The sequence below is a fragment of the Micromonospora sp. WMMD812 genome, from assembly GCF_027497215.1.
Classification (GTDB): Bacteria; Actinomycetota; Actinomycetes; order Mycobacteriales; family Micromonosporaceae; genus Micromonospora.
Window position 1 is genome coordinate 4,010,288 of the sequence record NZ_CP114904.1, and the last position, 17,133, is coordinate 4,027,420.

Sequence of the window (17,133 nt, forward strand, 5' to 3'; positions counted from 1 at the left end):
GCGAGGTGCAGGCGTGACCAAGCAGATCCGTCAACTGGACCGGGTGGTCATCCGGTTCGCCGGCGACTCCGGTGACGGCATGCAGCTCACCGGGGACCGGTTCACCTCGGAGACGGCGCAGCTCGGCAACGACATCTCGACCCTGCCCAACTTCCCGGCCGAGATCCGGGCGCCGGCCGGCACCCTGCCCGGCGTGTCGAGTTTCCAGGTGCACTTCGCCGACTACGACATCCTGACCCCGGGTGACGCGCCGAACGTGCTGGTCGCGATGAACCCGGCGGCGCTGAAGGCGAACCTGGCGGACCTGCCCCGCGGCGCGGACATCATCGTCAACACCGACGAGTTCACCCGGCGCAACCTGGCGAAGGTGGGCTACCAGGTCAGCCCGCTCGACGACGAGTCGCTCGCCGGCTACGTGGTGCACCCGGTCGCGCTGACCTCGATGACGATCGGCGCCCTCGCCGACCAGGAAGTGTCCAAGAAGGACGCCGAGCGGGCGAAGAATATGTTCGCGCTCGGCCTGCTCTCCTGGATGTACTCCCGGCCGTACGAGTCGACGCTGCGGTTCCTGGAGCGCAAGTTCGCGGCCCGGCCGGAGCTGGTGGCCGCGAACGTCGCCGCCTTCCGGGCCGGCTGGAACTTCGGCGAGACCACGGAGGACTTCGCGGTCCGCTACGAGGTCAAGCCGGCGAAGATGCAGCCGGGCACCTACCGCAACATCACCGGCAACGCCGCGCTGTCGCTCGGTCTGGTCGCCGCCGGCGTCCGCTCCGGGCTGCCGGTGTTCCTCGGCGCGTACCCGATCACGCCGGCCTCGGACATCCTGCACGAGCTGTCCAAGCACAAAGAGTTCGGCGTCCTCACCATGCAGGCCGAGGACGAGATCGCCGCCGTCGGCGCCGCGCTCGGCGCGTCGTACGGCGGTGCACTCGGGGTGACCACCACCTCGGGCCCCGGTGTGGCGCTGAAGAGCGAGACGATCTCCCTGGCGGTGGCGCTGGAGCTGCCGCTGGTCGTCGTCGACGTGCAGCGGGCCGGGCCGTCGACCGGCATGCCGACCAAGACCGAGCAGGCCGACCTGAACATGGCGCTCTACGGCCGGCACGGCGAGGCCCCGGTGGCCGTGATCGCGCCGAAGTCGCCGTCCGACTGCTTCTATGCAGCGCTGGAGGCCGCCCGGATCGCGCTCACCTACCGCACCCCGGTGATCCTGCTGTCGGACAACTACGTCGCCAACGGCTCCGAGCCGTGGCTGCTGCCCGACGTGGAGTCCCTGCCCGACCTGCGGGTGGAGTTCGCCACCGCGCCGAACGGCGAGGACGGCACCACCTTCCTGCCGTACCTGCGCGACCCGGAGACCCTGGCCCGGCCGTGGGCCATCCCGGGCACGCCGGGGTTGGAGCACCGGATCGGCGGGCTGGAGAAGGCCGACAAGACCGGCGACATCTCGTACGACCCGGCGAACCACGACTTCATGGTGCGCACCCGGGCCGCCCGGATCGAGACCATCCCGGTGCCGGATGTCGAGGTGGAGGACCCGGACGGCGACGCCCGGGTGCTGGTGCTCGGCTGGGGGTCGACGTACGGACCGATCGGCGCCGCCTGCCGCGGCCTGCGCCAGCGCGGGCACTCCATCGCCCAGGCGCACCTGCGGCACCTGAACCCGATGCCGGCCAACCTCGAGGTGGTGCTGCGCTCGTACGACCGCGTGGTCATCCCCGAGATGAACCTCGGCCAGCTCGCCCACGTGATCCGGGCGAGGTATCTGGTCGACGCGATCGGCTACAACCAGGTCCGCGGCCTGCCCTTCACCGCCGCCGAGCTGGAGACGATGCTGGAAGAGGTCCTGAAGAATGTCTGAGCCCATCGCCCTCAAGCTCACCGCCAAGGACTTCAAGTCCGACCAGGAGGTGCGCTGGTGCCCCGGCTGCGGCGACTACGCCATTCTGGCCGCCGTTCAGCAGTTCATGCCGGAGCTGAACATCCCCCGCGAACGCACCGTCTTCATCTCCGGCATCGGCTGCTCCTCGCGCTTCCCGTACTACATGAACACCTACGGGATGCACTCCATCCACGGCCGCGCCCCGGCGATCGCCACCGGCCTGTCCGCCACCCGCCCCGACCTCTCGGTCTGGGTGGTCACCGGTGACGGTGACGCCCTCTCCATCGGCGGCAACCACCTGATCCACGCGCTGCGCCGCAACGTCAACCTCAAGATCCTGCTCTTCAACAACCGGATCTACGGGCTCACCAAGGGCCAGTACTCCCCCACCTCCGAGCTGGGCAAGATCACGAAGTCGACGCCGGTCGGCTCCGCGGACGCGCCGTTCAACCCGCTCTCGCTCGCCCTCGGCGCCGAGGCGACCTTCGTGGCCCGCACCATCGACTCCGACCGCAAGCACCTCCAGTCGGTGCTCCGCGCCGCCGCCGAACACCAGGGCTCGGCGTTCGTCGAGATCTACCAGAACTGCAACATCTTCAACGACGGCGCGTTCGACCAGCTCAAGGAGCCGGCCACCCGGGACGACTTCCTGATCCGGCTGGAGCACGGCCAGCCGATCACGTTCGGCAAGGACGGGCAGTTCTGCGTCGTGCACCCGCCGGGCGGCTTCGGCCTGGAGGTCCGGGAGACCGCGGCGACGAGCTCCGACGAGATCGTCGTGCACGACGCGACGGTCACCGACCCGGCGTACGCCTTCGCGCTCTCCCGCCTGCCCGGCCTGGATCTGCGCAACACCCCGATCGGGGTGTTCCGCTCGGTGGACCGACCGTCCTACGACAGCGTGGTGCAGACCCAGCTGGAGGCGGCGCGGGCGAAGGTCACCGAGACCCCGGAGCAGCAGCTCGCCGGCCTGTTGAGCAGTGGGGACACCTGGACCATCATGTGACCCGCCGAGACGCCGAAGGGCGGGCCGTTTCCATCCGGAACGGCCCGCCCTTGCGTCGTACGAGGGGCGCGCCCGTCAGGCCGCCGCCGAGGCCGGCACCCAGAGCTCGTCGATGGCGCGCTCGGCCGACGCGAGGCTCTCCTCGTGCAGCGGCACCAGCTTGGCCATCGCCGGCACCACCGGGGCGAGGGTCAGCTCGGCGGCGATGAACCGCGGCTCCAGGCCGGTCTGCGAGATGCCGTGCGGGAGCCAGGGCTCGGCGTGGTCCCAGCCCTCGCGTGGGGTACCCGCGCCGTAGCCGCCGCCGCGGCTGGCCAGCACGATGAAATCGCGGTCGCCGAGCAGGCCGGCGCCGGTGGCCGGGTCGTACGACAGGCCTGCGGCGATGAGGTGGTCGACCCAGGCCTTCACGCTGCTCGGCGCGCCGTAGTTGTAGAGCGGGAGACCGAGCAGGACGGTGTCGGCCCGCTTCACCTCGGCGACCAACTGCTCGGTCAGCTCCCAGGACGCGCGCTGCTCCGGCGTGTGCTGCTCCGCCGGCACCATCCGCGCCAGGCCACCCGCCTCGTCCAGGTGCGGCAGCGGGTGCTTGCCGAGATCACGGTGGGTCACGGTGCCGCCCGGGTGGGCGGCGCGCCAGGCGGCGACGGCGCGTGCGGTGAGCCGGCGGCTGACGGACTGCTCCCCGCGGATGCTCGAGTCGATGTGCAACAGGTGTGACATTTGCTAATCCTCCACAGATCGTTTGTGTGGCACCAACCATTTATAGCAGGCGGACCTTTCGTCGCGAGGTAAAGTGGGTCACATGACTGCCGGGCCGGTCGACCAGCGACAGAGCCGCTCCGGGGCGCTGCTCGACTACCTGGCCCGCCGGATGCGACTGCGGTCGGAGTCGGTGCTCGGGCCGCTCGGCCTGCGCCCCCGGCACCTGGTCGCACTCACCGTGCTGCGCGACGCGGGCGCGATCAGCCAGCAGGGGCTGGCGAGCAACCTGCAGATCGACGGCACGAACGTGGTGGGGCTGCTCAACGACCTCGAGACGGCCGGCCTGGTGGAACGGCGACGATCACCCGAGGACCGCCGCCGGCACGTCGTGACCCTGACCGACACCGGCGGGAAACGCCTCAGAGAGGCCGAATGCGCCCTCGCCACCGCCGAGGACGAGGTGCTCGGCGCGCTGGACCCGGCCGACCGCGACACGCTCTACGACCTGCTCCGCCGCGCGGCCACGGGCGCGGGGATGAGCTGCGCCGACGCGACCGCGATCCCCCAGGAGCCGGATCCGCGCTGCTGATCCGGGCCCGGGGCGGTCAGACGACGGCCGTCGACTGCGGGCGGTCGTCCCGCACGTGCACCAGCATGTCGCCGGTCTCGATGACCGCGCCGGCCCGGTCCGCCAGGGTGACCACCTTGCCCCGCCGCACCAACGCGATGACCAGGGAGTCCAACTCGCGCGGGGAGCGGCCCACCTCGTCCCGCTCGGCGGACCGCATGGCCAGCGCCATGCCCTGCCCCGGGGTGAGCAGGTCCTCGACGACGTCGATCAGCGGCGGGGCGGAGGTGGACAGGCCCAGCAGCCGACCCGCGGTCGCCGAGGAGACGATCACGTGGTGCGCGCCGCTCTGCTTGAGCAGCGGGGCGTTCTCCGCCTCCCGGGCGGCCGCGATGATCCGCACCTGCCCGGCGGTCAACTGTCGCACGGTCAGCGCCACGAGGACCGACGCGTCGTCGCTGTCGGTCGCGATGATCACGGCCTTGGCGGTGCGGACGTGGGCCTCGTTCAGCGTCGCCGACCGGGTGGCCGATCCCTCGATCGCGACCAGCCCGGCCGAGGTGGCCTGCCGCAGCGCCGCGCCGCTGCGCTCGACGACGGTGATCCGCGACTTGTCCAGCCCGTTCTCCAGCAGAGCGGAGACCGCGCTGCGACCCTTGGTGCCGTAGCCGCAGATGATGACGTGGTCCTTCACGGTCTTCCTCCACCGGGTCAGGCGACGGCCGGTCCGGTACTGCTCGGTCAGGACTTCCAGGGTGGTGCCGACCAGGATGATCAGGAACAGCACCCGGGCCGGGGTGATGAACACGACGTTGACCAGCCGGGCGCTCGCACTGAACGGGGTGATGTCCCCGTAGCCGGTGGTGGAGAGGGTGACCACCGTGTAGTAGAAGGCGTCGAGGAGGGTGATGCCGTCCTCGTTGACGTCGCGGTAGCCGTCCCGGTCGAGGTAGACGACCGTCACGGTGGCGAAGACCAGGCCGATCGCCGCCGCCAACCGCAGGCTGAGCGCGCTGAGGGGACCCCGACGCTGCGCGGGAAAATGGATCACCGTCGCACCTGCTCCGTCGCCTGCACGCCCACAACATAGCGGGTACGCCGGAATTCGCACGCCCGGGTCGCCGAGCCGGGGCGACCGGCCGCACCACCCCCGTCAACCGGCGGGAACCGGACCCACCGGTGTCGCCCGGCCCGCCCCGGCGGCCGGTAGCGGGCATGATGGGGGTGTCCCCGGGACGACGACCGTGAGAGTGAGGCCGGCATGTCGTTGCTGCGACGGGTGATCGGTGGGGTGCTGCGGCGGCTGCGGCTGCGCCAGGGTCGCACGCTGCGCGAGGTGGCCGAGGCCGCCGGCGTCTCGGTGCCCTACCTGTCCGAAGTGGAACGCGGGCGCAAGGAGGCCTCCTCGGAGGTGCTGGCGGCGATCTGCCGGGCGCTCGGCATCCACCTCTCCGAACTGCTCGAAGAGGCCCGGGACGACCTGCGCCAGGTCGAGCCCCGCGTGCCGACCGCACCTCGCGCCCGGCTCGCCACGCTGGAGCCCGTTCCGGCGCCCCGGCGCGACGACGGGCCGGGCGTTCCGCTCGGTCCGCGTACTCCCCGCGCGCTGCTGCACCGCGGTCCGGGGGCGGGCGGCCCGACGGTGCGGGTCGGCCGGTTCGGTTCTCCGCCGGCCGGGCGCCCCGGTCCGCGTACCGCCGGGTTGCTCGGCTGCGGACGTGCCCGGACGGGCCGGCGGCGGCTGACCGCGGTCTAGTTCTGCCGGGTTCTGCTGGCGGCGAATCTGCCGCCGGCAGAATCGCTGGGAGCGTCACCATCGCCGCACGCACGCTGGAAGGACCGGTTCCCGGGCGGTCCCGCCGCCCGCCGGCGCGGTGGAAGGCGGACGTGATGATCGGGTACGACGGCGTGCGGATGCTGGACGGCGGGCAGCCGTCCTTCGGCGACCAGGTGTTCGAGCGGCTGCTGAAGGAGCGGATCGTCTTCCTCGGCACCGAGGTGACCGACGCGTCGGCCAACCAGATCTGCGCGCAGATCCTGCTGCTCGCCGCCGAGGACCCGGACCGGGACATCTACCTCTACATCAACTCACCGGGCGGCTCGGTGAGCGCGGGCATGGCGGTCTACGACACCATGCGGTACGTCCGGAACGACGTGGCCACACTGGCGATCGGCTTCGCCGGCTCGATGGGGCAGTTCCTGCTCTGCGCGGGAACGGCCGGCAAGCGGTACGCGCTGCCGCACTCGCGGATCATGATGCACCAGCCGTCCGGCGGGTTCGGCGGGACGGTCGCGGACATCACCATCCAGGCCGAGAACATGCTGCGCGTGAAGCGGAGCATGCAGGAACTGATCGCCCGGCACAGCGGGCGGACGCTCGAAGAGATCCAGCGGGACTGGGACCGGGACCGCTGGTTCACCGCCGAGGAGGCCCGCGAGTACGGGCTGATCGACCAGGTGATCACCGGGGTGGACGAGCTTCCGGCGGGCTGAACACCGGCGGCGGCCGGCGATGGTCCCGCCGGCCGCCGCCGCACCCCGTCGGAGCAGGTCGACCGAGCACCGACGGGCGGCGGCGGACACGCCCCCTCACTCGCGTCCGACATCTGTCATGGGAATGCCACGGCGTGTCGATACTCGGTAGGCGGAGCCTATGCGCGTGGGGAATCCCGCGCCCGGGTTCGGGGCGCAGCGTCTTCCCGTCAGTTCTTGTCACATCACCCGGGCGTCATAGCGGGCCCGGGCGGCCTCCACCTCGGAGAGGTGGGTGGTGGCCCACGACTCGAGACCGGAGACCAGGTCGAGCAGGCTACGGCCCAGATCGGTGAGGGCGTAGTCGACCCGGGGCGGGACCGAGGCGTACACCTCGCGGGTGACCAGCCCGTCGCGCTCCAGCCCACGCAACGTCTGGGTGAGCATCTTCTGGCTCACCCCGTCGATGCGCTTGGCCAGGTCGCCGTAGCGCTTCGTGCCGTCGGCGAGGGTGAGCACCACCAGGACGCTCCACCGGTCGCCGATCCGGTCGAGGACCTGCCGGCTGCCGCACTTGCGGTCGTACACGTCGGGCTTCACCGGACCACTCTCCCACGGGATGCTTACGCACTTCAAGGTGCCTACTCTCCAACGGGAAGTAAGCCAGAACGCTTCCCGTTGGAGCTGAGGTCCGACCCACTTCCGAGGGAGTTCGCATGTCCATCGTCGTCACCGGCGCCACCGGCCACCTCGGCCGGCTCATCGTGGAATCGCTGCTCAGCCGGGGCGTACCCGCCGACGGGATCGTGGCGCTCGGCCGGGACACCGGCCGGCTCGCCGACGTCGCCGAGCGCGGGGTGACCGTTCGGCGCGCCGACTACGACGACCCCGAGTCGCTGCGCGCCGCCTTCGCCGGCGCCGAGAAGCTGGTGTACGTCTCCGGCGACGAACTCGGCCGCCGGGTCGAGCAGGCCCGCAACGTGATCGCCGCCGCCACGGAGGCGGGCGTCGGCCTGATCGCCTACACCAGCATCACCAAGGCGGACACCTCGAGCCTGATCCTCGCGAAAGAGCACTACGCGATCGAGCAGGAGATCGCCGCCTCCGGGCTGCCGTACGTCCTGCTCCGCAACAGCTGGTACCTCGAGAACTACACCCCGCAGATCCCGACGTACCTGGAGTACGGGATCGCCGGAGCCGCCGGGGACGGCCGGGTCAGCGCGGCCACCCGCGCCGACTTCGCCGAGGCCGCCGCCGCGGTGGTCACCACCGACGGTCACGCCAACCAGACGTACGAGCTGGGCGGCGCGTCGTTCACCCTGACCGAGCTGGCCGAGGAGCTGTCCCGGCAGACCGGCCGTGCGGTGACCTACACCGACCTCCCGGAGGAGAAGTACGTCGAGGTGCTGGTCGGCGCGGGCGTACCCGCCGACTTCGCCGCCGTCCTCGCCGACGGCGACCGCGGTCTCGCCCTGGGCGAGCTGGCGGTCGAGGGTGACGACCTGGCCCGGCTGATCGGCCGCGCCCCGGTCACCCTGGCCGAGGCTCTCCGCGCGGCGCTCTGACGGCCCGCGCCGCCCGCGCCGGTCCCCCGGCCCGGGCGGCGCGGCGTAGCGTGCCCGGGGTGATCGAACCGGACTTCCTGCGCGAGACCCGGGCGTCCTACGACGCCGTGGCCACGTCGTACGACCGACAGTTCCGCGACGAGCTGGCCAGCAAGCCCTACGACCGGGCCATCCTCACCACCTTCGCCGAGCTGGTGCGACGCGACGGGAACGGGCCGGTCGCCGACGTCGGCTGCGGCATGGGCAAGGTCACCGGTTACCTCGCCGGCCTCGGCCTGGACGTCTTCGGCATCGACCTCTCGCCGGAGATGGTGGCGCTCGCCCGGCGTAACCATCCCGAGCTGCGGTTCGAGGAGGGCTCGATGACCGCGCTGGACCTGCCCGAGGGTGGCCTCGCCGGGATCGCGGCCTGGTACTCGATCATCCATGTGCCCGACGACCTGCTGGCCACGACGTTCGCCGGGTTCCACCGGGCCCTCGCACCGGGCGGCCACCTCGCCGTGGCCTTCCAGGTGGGCGACGAGGAACTGGTACGCACCGAGGCGTTCGGCCAGCCGATCTCGCTCACACTCCGCCGGCGCCGGCCGGAGCAGGTCGCGGCACTGCTGACCGAGGTCGGGTTCCAGCTGCGCGCCCGCCTCGTACGCGAGCCCGAGCCCTACGCGGGCGGAACGGAGTCCACGCCGCAGGCGTACCTGGTGGCCCGCAGGCCTGGCCGATGAGGTTTCCCCGATAGCCGCTGGACCGCGAGCCGGCGGATGACGGCGCCGTTCCCGCTGCCCCGTGCCCGCGCGTCAGTGGACCACCGGGCTGCGGCGTTCCAGCAGAACGACGTCCCGCCAGCGACCGTGGTGCCGGCCCACCCGCTCGCGGGTGCCGATCACCCGGAAGCCGGCCCGCGCGTGCAGGGCGAGACTCGCCCGGTTCTCCGGGAACACCCCGGACTGGATGGTCCAGACGCCGGCCGCCTCGGTCGAGGCGACGAGGGTGTCGAGCAGCCGCCGGGCGATCCCGCGCCCCTGCGCGGCCGGGTCGACGTAGATCGAGTGCTCGACCACCCCGGCGTAGACCGCCCGGGTCGACGTCGGGGAGACGGCCACCCACCCCACCACGAGCCCGTCGCCGTCCACGGCCACGAACCGGTGGTCGGCCAGCCGTCCCGCGTCGAACGCGGCCCAGGTCGGGGCCACGATCTCGAAGCTGGCGTCCCCGCCGTCGAGCCCGGCCTGGTAGATCGCCAACACCCGGTCCGCGTCCTCCGGGATCATGGGTCGGACGAGGATGTCGACCATCAGGACCGGCCTGCCCCGGGGCCCGCCCGACGCGGGTCGGCGATGGCGCGGACCGCGTCGACCAGCGCCGCGCGGTGCTCCCGTAGACGGTCGGGCGAGTCCGGCTCGTCGTCGGCCAGCGCCCTGAGGGCCTGCGGCGCGTTGAGCCAGCTCTCGGTGATCCGGAGCACCATGGCGAAGAGGTCCACCGCGGGAACCGCGGCGTAGACCTCGCCGTCACGCTGCGCCCCGGCGATCGCTTCGAGCTTCGCCTGGTAGCTGCGGAGTTCGATCTCGATGGGCTCGGTCCGCTCGACGGTGCGCCAGGCGACGAGTCGTGCCACCTGCCGGTTGGCGAGCATGTAGTCGAAGCGGGCGGCCGCGAACCCGGCGAGATCGCGCGGGTCGAGGGGCATCGCCTCGACGAGCGCGCCGATCTGGCGCTGCAGGACCGCGTCGAAGACCTGGTCCTTGTCGCCGAAATAGACGTAGAGGAGCCGCTTGTTCGCCCCGGCGCGCTCGGCGATCCGGTCGATCCGGGCACCGGCGAAGCCGTACTCGGCGAACTCCTCGGTCGCGGCCGCGAGCAGGAGCTCCTTGGTGGCGTGCGAGTCCCGGGGACGGCCCTCGCGGCGGACGTTCGCTGGTCGGGACATGGGCGGACCCTAGCAGAAGTAACCAGACGTTGACATCCGCCGCCGGAGGGCCGTACCATGTATCTAACGAGTTAGGTAAAAGTTCGTCTCCCCAGAAAGGCCATGCCCGATGACCACCTCAATCGAGACCCTCAAGCTCGCGGACGACCTGGTCGTCAGCCGCATGGGCTACGGCGCCATGCAGCTCGCCGGCCCCCGCGCCATGGGCGAGCCCAAGGACCGGCCGGAGGCTCTCGCGGTCGTCAAGGAGGCGGTGGAGTCGGGCGTCACCTACATCGACACCGCCGCCGGCTACGGCCCGGTCGTGACGAACCGGATCATCAGGGAGGCCGCGCACCCCTACCCCGAGACGCTGCACATCTCCACCAAGGTCGGCATCCGCCGGGCCGACGACGGCTCGTGGTTCCCGTCGCTGGAGCCGAAGGACCTCCGGGCGCAGGTGTACGAGAACCTCGACCACCTCGGCCTGGACGTCCTCGACGTCGTCTACCTGCGGGTGGGCGCCTCGGACGCGTCGGTGGCGGCGCCCTTCAGCGCCCTGGCCGAGCTGCAGCAGGACGGCTTCGTCCGGCACCTCGGGCTGAGCGGTGTGTCGTCGGCCCAGCTCACCGAGGCGCAGGCCATCGCCCCGGTGGTCGCGATCCAGAACCTCTACAACCTCGTGAACCGGCAGGACGACGCCCTCGTCGACCGGGCCGCCGCCGAGGGGATTGCCTACGTCTCGTTCTTCCCGCTCGGTGGCTTCAACCCGTTCCAGTCCGATGTGCTGGACACCGTGGCGGCGCAGGTCGGCGCCACCCGGCAGCAGGTCGCGCTGGCGTGGCTGCTGCAGCGCTCGCCGACGATGGTCGTCATCCCCGGCACGTCCCGGCGGGCACACCTGCGCGAGAACATCGCCGCCGCCGGCCTGAAGCTGCCCGCGGAGGCCGTCGCGCAGCTCGACGCCATCGCCGCGCAGTAGCCGGCACGCGCTCGCGCGCTACGGTTCCGCAAGGCCGTGACGCTCAGCGGGGCAGCTCGCGCCAGGCCGGGTTGCCCCCGCGCCAGGCCCCCGCGAGGATGCTCGCCGAGCTGCGGCTGGCGCACTCCAGCACCTCTGAACGGCCGTGCGCGCCGCCGATCTGCGCCTGCACTTCCCAGCGCACACCGTCGGTACGGATGTAGATGTCGCGACGTCCTCGCGGCGTCGCGTCCCCGTTCCACCAGTGCTCCTCGACCATCACGTGCCGACCGTAGCAGCAGGCAGGCGTACGGCCGAGAGCGTTGCCACCTCCCCGTCCGGACCTGACGTTCCGGTACTGACCGGTGGCACAGCGTGGCACACGAACGCCCTTCGGTCGTGGTCGCTGCCGCGGGGTGGACGTCAGAATCGGAGGCTTGTTCGTGCGAGGCTTCGGCGGTGACCGACTTCAGCATCCGGACCGCCACGTCGGCCGACGCCGGGTTCCTGGGTGACATGCTCATAGAGGCCATGAACTGGCTGCCTGAGCGCACCTGGTCCCGCGAGGAGATCATGGCAAAGCCCGAGCTGGCCCACTATGTCACCGGATGGAGGCAGCCCGGCGATTTCGGCTCCATCGCGGTGAACGCGGCCGATCGACCGGTCGGCGCGGCCTGGTGCCGATACCTGACCGCCGCCGACCCCGGCTACGGGTACGTGAGTGACGACGTGCCGGAGTTGACGATCGGCGTGGCGGAATCCTGGCGCAACCGCGGCGTGGGCCGGGCCGCTCCTGCGCGCTGTCCTGCTCGCGGCAGGCGAACGTGGTCTGCGGGCGGTGTCGTTGAGCGTGGAGCGTTGAACTTCGCCGCGCGCCTGTACGCCAGCGAGGGCTTTCGCACGGTCGAGTCGTTCGAGAACGCGGACACGATGGTCGCTCAGTTGAGGACGTGACGGCATCGTGGGCCCGTAGCCTCGATGGGTGCGCGAAGCCGGAACGCGGAAGCGGAACCAACCAGCGCCCCCTCATGTCGTCTTCGCGGCGCTGACCGAACCGGACGGCGACCCGGCCCGGCCGTGGCTGCTGCTCCTCGACGACGAGCAGCCCCCGCGCACACTGCGGGCTCAGGAGCCACACCTCGTCGTGTGGTCCTCCATCTGGCCCAAGCGACCAGACGCGGAGGTGCGCTTCGACCTGCCGTCGGACGGCGCGACGGGAACCGACCTGCGATGGACTCTCTTCCTCGAGGAGCCCCTGCCGGAACCATCGCTGCTCGGGCACCTGCGCAAGCGGATCAACCAGCTGATCAACGCGAACCTGCGGTACACGTTCGGCCAGTAGGGACGGGCGGACGACGGCCGGCGGCGGTGTCGTGCCGCCGCCGGCCGGGTGTCCAGAGGTCAGTTCTCGACGTCCGCCGTCGGCGGGTCGTCGTTGGTGTTCTTCGATACCAGCACCAGGTCATACGTGTACAGCGCGCCCGGCGCCAGCCACGACCACGAGTCACGCGGCTCCACCACGCGCATCTCCTTGGCCAGCGCCTGCCCGGTGTCGGGGTCGATGATCAGACGCACCTCGAGGCCGGTCCCGTGGCTGGCCGGCGCGAACGCGATCGCCTGCCCGCGTCGGCCCCGCATGTCGTGAACAGCTCCCAGCCCACGCACCCCGGGCAACGTGGCGAGCAGGCGGTATGCGGCGGCGCGGACCTCGTTGCTGACCGGCAGGTCGATCACCACACTGGCGGCGACCGTGAACAGCCACTGGTCGCGGTCGGTGGGCATGTCGCTACCTCCGCCGTCAAAGCGGCTGAGTAGCGCGCTGCGGAGAGCCGCGGGGTCGCTCGGCAGCGCATCGAGCTGTGCCTGCGACACGTTTCGGTCGCCAAGGGCGAAGAGGTGCGCCGGGTCGACGGTATTGCCGTGGATCTTGCCCGGGGCGATCTGCAGGTCGTACGGCTTCGGCTTGCTGACCTTGATGACGGCCGGGGATCCGTTGCGGCGCCAGGCGGCCTCGTCGCTGGGCGCGGCCGGCACAGCGCCGAGCAACTGCACGAACACCCAGCTGCTGTCGGCGCTGGACCGGGCCAGCCAGTACTGGCCACCGCTCCTGTTGAACATGGTGTACGTACCGTCAGCGGTCTTGACCGGCACCGCGAAGCCGCTCTCCGTCTGGATCGTCTGATAGCGCCGGCCGGCTTGCGGGGCGTTGTCGCTGCGATCGGCCGCGACGAGCAGCAACCGGCTGGAGTCCATCGGCGCCTGTGTGGCGGGCGATGCGGCGTCGGGTACGGCGCCGGGCGCATCGCGCGGAGCGGCGCCTGGACCGGCCACCGCCACGACGACGGCGGTGACGGCCGTCGCGGCCGCCCCCACCGTCCCGAGGAAGGCCATCCGTAGGCGCTTGGGCCTGCGCTGGTCGCGCGTGGTACGCCCGTCGAGGGCTGACGCGTTCGCCACGAGGCCGACGACGGCCGGCGCGGTGTGCTCGACCCGGTTCGGCGGGGGGTCCAGTCGTGCCGGCCGGGCCTCGGCAAGCAGGTCAAGAACATCTCGTGTACGGCTCATCGGATCGACTCCTTCGGGGCGAGCGGGGCGATGGTGCGCACGGGCCTGCTCGGTTCGGTGGCGGCGGCCATGGCGTCCTTCAGGTGACGTCGGGCGCGATGCAGGCGCACGTAGTACGTCGCTGTGGAGCAGCCGAGGACCCGAGCTGCCTGACCTGGCGCCAGCCCGTGCCAGGCGACCAGCGTCAACAATTCGCGGTCGTCGTCGGACAGTCTGGCCAGCGCCGTGAGCACCGCGGCCCGCTCGGCGACGCCGTCCGCCACGTCGCCGACGGACAGCTCCTCGTCGATGATCCACGCGCGCATCTCGGCGGCGACGGCCTGCTGCCGCTCCTCCGCGCGGTATCGCTCGCCCACCACATTGCGAGCGACCGCGAGCAGCCATGGCAGCGGCGTTGCCCTCGGCAGGTCAGGCAACCGCCGCCACGCCACCAGGAACGTCTCGGCGACCACCTCGTCGGCCAGCTGGCGTCCGGCGCGCGTGACGGCGTACGCGTACACCTGTCGGTGGTGCGCCCGATACAGAGCGGTGAAATGATCGTCCGGTTGGGGCTCTGGCACTGGCTTCGGCCCTTCCTGTCAGGGTTCTCCGTCACCAGGAAATGTCTCGGGCACGCCCTTTCTTACATGTGCACCAAATTTCGACCCGGTGATCCTCCGGGAGAGGTTCGAGCCAGGCATGCCGGTGAGCCTGAACAATGTGGTCATGAACGGACTTCGTCCTCGTCGCCGGCTGCGGCTATGGCCATTCTGGGCTGCGCTCACGGCGGTCGTTCTGCTCAGCGTGGCGGTCGCGGTCACCGCCGGTCTGTTGCTATGGATCGGTCTCGGTCATCCCCCCGTAGCGCGGCGAGCGCCGCTAGGCGCCACCGAACTGCTCGACCTGACACGCATCGCCCTAGTGATCACAGGCGGGATCGGTGGCGTCGTCGCGCTCGTCGTTGCCTACCGCCGGCAACGACTCCACGAGCAAGCCGAAGTACGGGAGAGCGGGAAGCTGTTCAACGATCGGTTCATCGCCGCCAGCGCACAACTCGGCCATGACAGCGCCGCGGTACGTCTGGCTGGGGTCTACGCGATGGCCGAACTCGCCGACGACTCGCCCGACCATCTTCACACTTGCGTCGACGTGCTTTGCGCCTACCTACGCCTGCCCTACGAACCGAACCGGGACGCCGACGGGTGGAGGCCAGGGGAACGCGAGGTCCGCCTGTCCATCATCCGAATCATCGGCGACCACCTCCGCCCGTCGGCCCGGACAAGCTGGCAAGACCACAACTTTGACTTCACCGGCACCGTCTTCGACGGCGGTGACCTGGATGAGGCCGTCTTCGCCGGCAAGACAGTCAGCTTCGCCGCCGCACGGTTCACCGGCGGAGTACTGCACCTCGAACGCGCCCGCTTTCAGGCCAACGCCAGTTTCCGTGACGCGCAGTTCGCCGGCGGCATCGTCGACCTGCGCGGCGCTGAATTCACGACACCTCCCGTGTTCAGCCACTCCCCGGGCCAGCCGCCGCCAGGTCTGCTGCTCGATACCCAAGCCTAGGTGGGTGCGATGTTCTCGGCTACATGACAGGACCTTGCGTCGGCGGCCATCCTGTCGCCCCTAGGCTCGCTGGATCTGACGCGCATCACCTGGCGGAGCCGCGTCGCACCTCAGTTGTCGGATCACACGCCGGCAGTCAACTGTCCTGCGGTTGATGGTTGACACGGTGGCCCCGATTGATGGTTTACATGATCGCTCTGGTGTCGCGTCGAGCGTGCAACGTGCGGCACGAAGAGCCATTGGATAGGTGGACATCGGCTGCCACCATGGCCGCCGTGGAGATCTTGCGGGCCTGGTGGCGCGTGCGTTACCCCGTCTACGCGGTCGGCATCCTGGTCGGGCTCGTCATGATGTGGCTGCCCGTCAAGACCGGGAACGACAACGATGCCTGGGAAGATCGGCTGCGAGCGGACGGTGTGCCGGTCCAGGCCGTCATCGACGAGTTGATCCACAAGGGACGCAAAAGCGACACGATGCACCTGCGCTACGAGTTCGGAGGGGCCGAGCGGCGGGCCGAGGTCGGCTGTTGGGAGGTCTGTCTTCCGGCCGGCACTCCCGTGCGGATCTGGGTCGACCCCGAAGACCCGGGTGACTTCGTGACCGATTTCGGGACGCTGAGCGGGCATCGGGGCCGGGTCCAGGGGGTGATCGGCGCGGCGGGCCTGATCCTGGCCGGATCGATGGTGCTCGTCGGGTTCACCCGCCTCGACCGGCGACGGCGCGACCGCCGACAACGCGACCGGCAACGGCAACAACGAGATCAGCGCCGACAGGAGATCGGGCCTGCCAGGGTCGGGACGAAACGCAAGCCGAGCAGACGGCGAACGACGAAATGACTCCGGTGTTCGGGAGCCACTTCGGCGACGGCATGCCATCGGACTTCAGGGGTGAGCCACACGCGTCACGCCGGATCGGCACCGGCACGACGGGCACGGAGGCCTCGAACGGAAGAACATCGATCGTGATCAAGGCAACGAGGTGGTGCCCCCGGCAGGATTCGAACCTGCGACGCACGGTTTAGGAAGTGTGGACACGGGCGGAAGCCGCTCGGCAATGACCTGGTTCGACCTGCGCCGCCACGCTGGCTGCCACGTCCAGGAGCTGACCGCCGTTGGCCGCCGTCGCCCATCCCAACGGGCACGCAACGGGCACGGGTCGACTGTCAGCGGCCGAGGGATTATGAGATCAAGATGCCGGCATCGATGACCTGGGCACATGGTGGGCTAACAGCGGAAACGCCTTTCGACATCTCACACCAGTCCCCCGCCATCCGCCGGCCTCTTGCGGACCCAGATGCGGACCGGCGACAGCTGAGGGGTCGAGCGCGACTCACCCGGCCGACAGCCTGCCACCCATCCAGCTACTTCCCCTCGGTCACCCGAAAGGGCGCGTAGCCGATGGGAAGCCGCATCACTTCTAGGTCATTGAAAATCAAGGTGAGGTTGTGTCCGTTCATCTCAATGTGAACCTCGTGGAAGTCGATTCCGACCCGCTCGGCCCACTCCTGGGCGCGCTGCGAATCGGCGATCCGCTGTGCTCCGGGGTAGATGGCCTGCCATCTCACCGCCCACACGTAGCCGTCGAGATCCGGCCCGCTCTCCGGGTCCGTCAGACCTTTGTCCAAGGAACCGCGCCAGGTATCCGGGCTCAGGGCCGTGGTCGCCTCGGCCACGACGCAGCACGTGAAGAGGTAACGGAGATGCGCCGGCTCGATGCCCGTCCTCGGGTCGGCGGCCGCGTAGACCACGACCTCGTAGTCGCGCATGTAGTCGGTGTAGGCGTGGTACATCACCGCCTGGTCGAAGACTTCGTCCAAGGCCCGGTCCAACTCACTGACCTCCATGCCGCCCGTTCTACCAGGCACCGCACGGCCTTTTTGTTTAGAAGAAGATCGCGGATGACTGGTCACGGTAACCCGCCCCTGCTCAAGCCGTCCGTCACTGTCGGATCACGTCGGC

The 17,133-nt window shown here is 70.5% G+C and carries 21 protein-coding genes; 12 read left to right on the forward strand and 9 right to left on the reverse strand.

Annotated elements, in window-relative coordinates; genetic code table 11:
- Positions 1-13 precede the first annotated feature (13 nt).
- Both O7603_RS18415 and O7603_RS18420 read left to right on the forward strand, forming a co-directional pair.
- A complete protein-coding gene (locus O7603_RS18415; RefSeq protein ID WP_281571043.1) occupies positions 14-1,861 on the forward strand; it encodes a 2-oxoacid:acceptor oxidoreductase subunit alpha in 1,848 nt (615 codons plus the stop codon).
- Positions 1,854-2,888 carry a 2-oxoacid:ferredoxin oxidoreductase subunit beta gene (locus O7603_RS18420; protein ID WP_281571044.1) on the forward strand — a complete coding sequence of 345 codons (1,035 nt, stop codon included), beginning with the start codon at positions 1,854-1,856 and terminating at the stop codon, positions 2,886-2,888. Before O7603_RS18415 ends, O7603_RS18420 begins: the two co-directional genes overlap by 8 nt.
- 75 nt (positions 2,889-2,963) lie before the next feature.
- Here O7603_RS18420 and O7603_RS18425 read toward each other — a convergent pair whose 3' ends face one another.
- On the reverse strand, positions 2,964-3,611 hold the full coding sequence (locus O7603_RS18425) for an NAD(P)H-dependent oxidoreductase (protein ID WP_281571045.1): 648 nt from the start codon (positions 3,609-3,611) through the stop codon (positions 2,964-2,966).
- Between the two features lie 82 nt (positions 3,612-3,693).
- Here O7603_RS18425 and O7603_RS18430 point away from each other — a divergent pair, with 82 nt between their 5' ends.
- Positions 3,694-4,182, forward strand: coding sequence for a MarR family winged helix-turn-helix transcriptional regulator (locus O7603_RS18430; protein ID WP_281571046.1), 489 nt, complete (start codon positions 3,694-3,696; stop codon positions 4,180-4,182).
- 16 nt (positions 4,183-4,198) lie between these two features.
- Here the strand turns inward: O7603_RS18430 and O7603_RS18435 are convergent, their stop codons facing one another.
- Positions 4,199-5,212 carry a potassium channel protein gene (locus O7603_RS18435; RefSeq protein WP_281571047.1) on the reverse strand — a complete coding sequence of 338 codons (1,014 nt, stop codon included), beginning with the start codon at positions 5,210-5,212 and terminating at the stop codon, positions 4,199-4,201.
- A gap of 210 nt (positions 5,213-5,422) precedes the next feature.
- On the opposite strand from O7603_RS18435, the gene O7603_RS33055 reads away from it, so the two are divergent.
- On the forward strand, positions 5,423-5,917 hold the full coding sequence (locus tag O7603_RS33055; RefSeq protein ID WP_348651025.1) for a helix-turn-helix transcriptional regulator: 495 nt from the start codon (positions 5,423-5,425) through the stop codon (positions 5,915-5,917).
- Between the two features lie 134 nt (positions 5,918-6,051).
- A complete protein-coding gene (locus O7603_RS18445) occupies positions 6,052-6,654 on the forward strand; it encodes an ATP-dependent Clp protease proteolytic subunit (protein ID WP_281571048.1) in 603 nt (200 codons plus the stop codon).
- Positions 6,655-6,873: 219 nt separating this feature from the next.
- Here O7603_RS18445 and O7603_RS18450 read toward each other — a convergent pair whose 3' ends face one another.
- Positions 6,874-7,233, reverse strand: a complete 360-nt coding sequence (locus O7603_RS18450) for a helix-turn-helix domain-containing protein (RefSeq protein WP_281571049.1) — start codon at positions 7,231-7,233, stop codon at positions 6,874-6,876.
- Positions 7,234-7,349: 116 nt separating this feature from the next.
- On the opposite strand from O7603_RS18450, the gene O7603_RS18455 reads away from it, so the two are divergent.
- Together O7603_RS18455 and O7603_RS18460 are read left to right on the forward strand one after the other, a co-directional pair.
- A complete protein-coding gene (locus tag O7603_RS18455) occupies positions 7,350-8,198 on the forward strand; it encodes an SDR family oxidoreductase (RefSeq protein ID WP_281571050.1) in 849 nt (282 codons plus the stop codon).
- 59 nt (positions 8,199-8,257) lie between these two features.
- Complete coding sequence (locus O7603_RS18460; RefSeq protein ID WP_281571051.1) at positions 8,258-8,920, forward strand: class I SAM-dependent methyltransferase; 663 nt, start codon at positions 8,258-8,260, stop codon at positions 8,918-8,920.
- A gap of 72 nt (positions 8,921-8,992) precedes the next feature.
- Here the strand turns inward: O7603_RS18460 and O7603_RS18465 are convergent, their stop codons facing one another.
- Complete coding sequence (locus O7603_RS18465; protein WP_281571052.1) at positions 8,993-9,490, reverse strand: GNAT family N-acetyltransferase; 498 nt, start codon at positions 9,488-9,490, stop codon at positions 8,993-8,995.
- On the reverse strand, positions 9,490-10,125 hold the full coding sequence (locus O7603_RS18470; protein WP_281571053.1) for a TetR family transcriptional regulator: 636 nt from the start codon (positions 10,123-10,125) through the stop codon (positions 9,490-9,492). Before O7603_RS18470 ends, O7603_RS18465 begins: the two co-directional genes overlap by 1 nt.
- A gap of 109 nt (positions 10,126-10,234) precedes the next feature.
- Here O7603_RS18470 and O7603_RS18475 point away from each other — a divergent pair, with 109 nt between their 5' ends.
- On the forward strand, positions 10,235-11,086 hold the full coding sequence (locus O7603_RS18475) for an oxidoreductase (RefSeq protein WP_281571054.1): 852 nt from the start codon (positions 10,235-10,237) through the stop codon (positions 11,084-11,086).
- Positions 11,087-11,129: 43 nt separating this feature from the next.
- Here the strand turns inward: O7603_RS18475 and O7603_RS18480 are convergent, their stop codons facing one another.
- On the reverse strand, positions 11,130-11,345 hold the full coding sequence (locus tag O7603_RS18480; protein ID WP_281576730.1) for a hypothetical protein: 216 nt from the start codon (positions 11,343-11,345) through the stop codon (positions 11,130-11,132).
- Between the two features lie 179 nt (positions 11,346-11,524).
- On the opposite strand from O7603_RS18480, the gene O7603_RS18485 reads away from it, so the two are divergent.
- Together O7603_RS18485 and O7603_RS18490 are read left to right on the forward strand one after the other, a co-directional pair.
- A complete protein-coding gene (locus O7603_RS18485) occupies positions 11,525-12,019 on the forward strand; it encodes an N-acetyltransferase (RefSeq protein ID WP_281571055.1) in 495 nt (164 codons plus the stop codon).
- A gap of 28 nt (positions 12,020-12,047) precedes the next feature.
- Positions 12,048-12,407 carry a hypothetical protein gene (locus tag O7603_RS18490; RefSeq protein WP_281571056.1) on the forward strand — a complete coding sequence of 120 codons (360 nt, stop codon included), beginning with the start codon at positions 12,048-12,050 and terminating at the stop codon, positions 12,405-12,407.
- A gap of 59 nt (positions 12,408-12,466) precedes the next feature.
- Here the strand turns inward: O7603_RS18490 and O7603_RS18495 are convergent, their stop codons facing one another.
- Both O7603_RS18495 and O7603_RS18500 read right to left on the reverse strand, forming a co-directional pair.
- Entirely contained in the window at positions 12,467-13,630 is a 1,164-nt protein-coding gene (locus O7603_RS18495; protein WP_281571057.1) for a CU044_5270 family protein, read from the reverse strand.
- On the reverse strand, positions 13,627-14,190 hold the full coding sequence (locus tag O7603_RS18500) for an RNA polymerase sigma factor (RefSeq protein WP_281571058.1): 564 nt from the start codon (positions 14,188-14,190) through the stop codon (positions 13,627-13,629). Before O7603_RS18500 ends, O7603_RS18495 begins: the two co-directional genes overlap by 4 nt.
- Before the next feature lie 118 nt (positions 14,191-14,308).
- Between O7603_RS18500 and O7603_RS18505 the strand changes: the two genes are divergently transcribed.
- Positions 14,309-15,175, forward strand: a complete 867-nt coding sequence (locus O7603_RS18505; RefSeq protein WP_281571059.1) for a pentapeptide repeat-containing protein — start codon at positions 14,309-14,311, stop codon at positions 15,173-15,175.
- 266 nt (positions 15,176-15,441) lie between these two features.
- Positions 15,442-16,011 (forward strand): DUF3592 domain-containing protein, encoded by a 570-nt coding sequence (locus O7603_RS18510; RefSeq protein ID WP_281571060.1) that lies wholly within the window; start codon positions 15,442-15,444, stop codon positions 16,009-16,011.
- Positions 16,012-16,535: 524 nt separating this feature from the next.
- Here O7603_RS18510 and O7603_RS18515 read toward each other — a convergent pair.
- Positions 16,536-17,018: a hypothetical protein gene (locus O7603_RS18515; RefSeq protein WP_281571061.1), complete on the reverse strand. Its 483-nt coding sequence runs from the start codon at positions 17,016-17,018 to the stop codon at positions 16,536-16,538.
- Between the last annotated feature and the right edge of the window lie 115 nt (positions 17,019-17,133).

Coding starts and splice junctions, on each gene's coding strand:
- O7603_RS18430 (WP_281571046.1), top strand. CDS start 3,694: ATGACTGCCGGGCCGGTCGACCAGCGACAGAGCCGCTCCGGGGCGCTG.
- O7603_RS18420 (WP_281571044.1), top strand. CDS start 1,854: ATGTCTGAGCCCATCGCCCTCAAGCTCACCGCCAAGGACTTCAAGTCC.
- O7603_RS18515 (WP_281571061.1), bottom strand. CDS start 17,018: ATGGAGGTCAGTGAGTTGGACCGGGCCTTGGACGAAGTCTTCGACCAG.
- O7603_RS18505 (WP_281571059.1), top strand. CDS start 14,309: ATGCCGGTGAGCCTGAACAATGTGGTCATGAACGGACTTCGTCCTCGT.
- O7603_RS18455 (WP_281571050.1), top strand. CDS start 7,350: ATGTCCATCGTCGTCACCGGCGCCACCGGCCACCTCGGCCGGCTCATC.
- O7603_RS18470 (WP_281571053.1), bottom strand. CDS start 10,125: ATGTCCCGACCAGCGAACGTCCGCCGCGAGGGCCGTCCCCGGGACTCG.
- O7603_RS18465 (WP_281571052.1), bottom strand. CDS start 9,490: ATGGTCGACATCCTCGTCCGACCCATGATCCCGGAGGACGCGGACCGG.
- O7603_RS18480 (WP_281576730.1), bottom strand. CDS start 11,345: ATGGTCGAGGAGCACTGGTGGAACGGGGACGCGACGCCGCGAGGACGT.
- O7603_RS18475 (WP_281571054.1), top strand. CDS start 10,235: ATGACCACCTCAATCGAGACCCTCAAGCTCGCGGACGACCTGGTCGTC.
- O7603_RS18445 (WP_281571048.1), top strand. CDS start 6,052: ATGATCGGGTACGACGGCGTGCGGATGCTGGACGGCGGGCAGCCGTCC.
- O7603_RS18510 (WP_281571060.1), top strand. CDS start 15,442: ATGGCCGCCGTGGAGATCTTGCGGGCCTGGTGGCGCGTGCGTTACCCC.
- O7603_RS33055 (WP_348651025.1), top strand. CDS start 5,423: ATGTCGTTGCTGCGACGGGTGATCGGTGGGGTGCTGCGGCGGCTGCGG.
- O7603_RS18425 (WP_281571045.1), bottom strand. CDS start 3,611: ATGTCACACCTGTTGCACATCGACTCGAGCATCCGCGGGGAGCAGTCC.
- O7603_RS18495 (WP_281571057.1), bottom strand. CDS start 13,630: ATGAGCCGTACACGAGATGTTCTTGACCTGCTTGCCGAGGCCCGGCCG.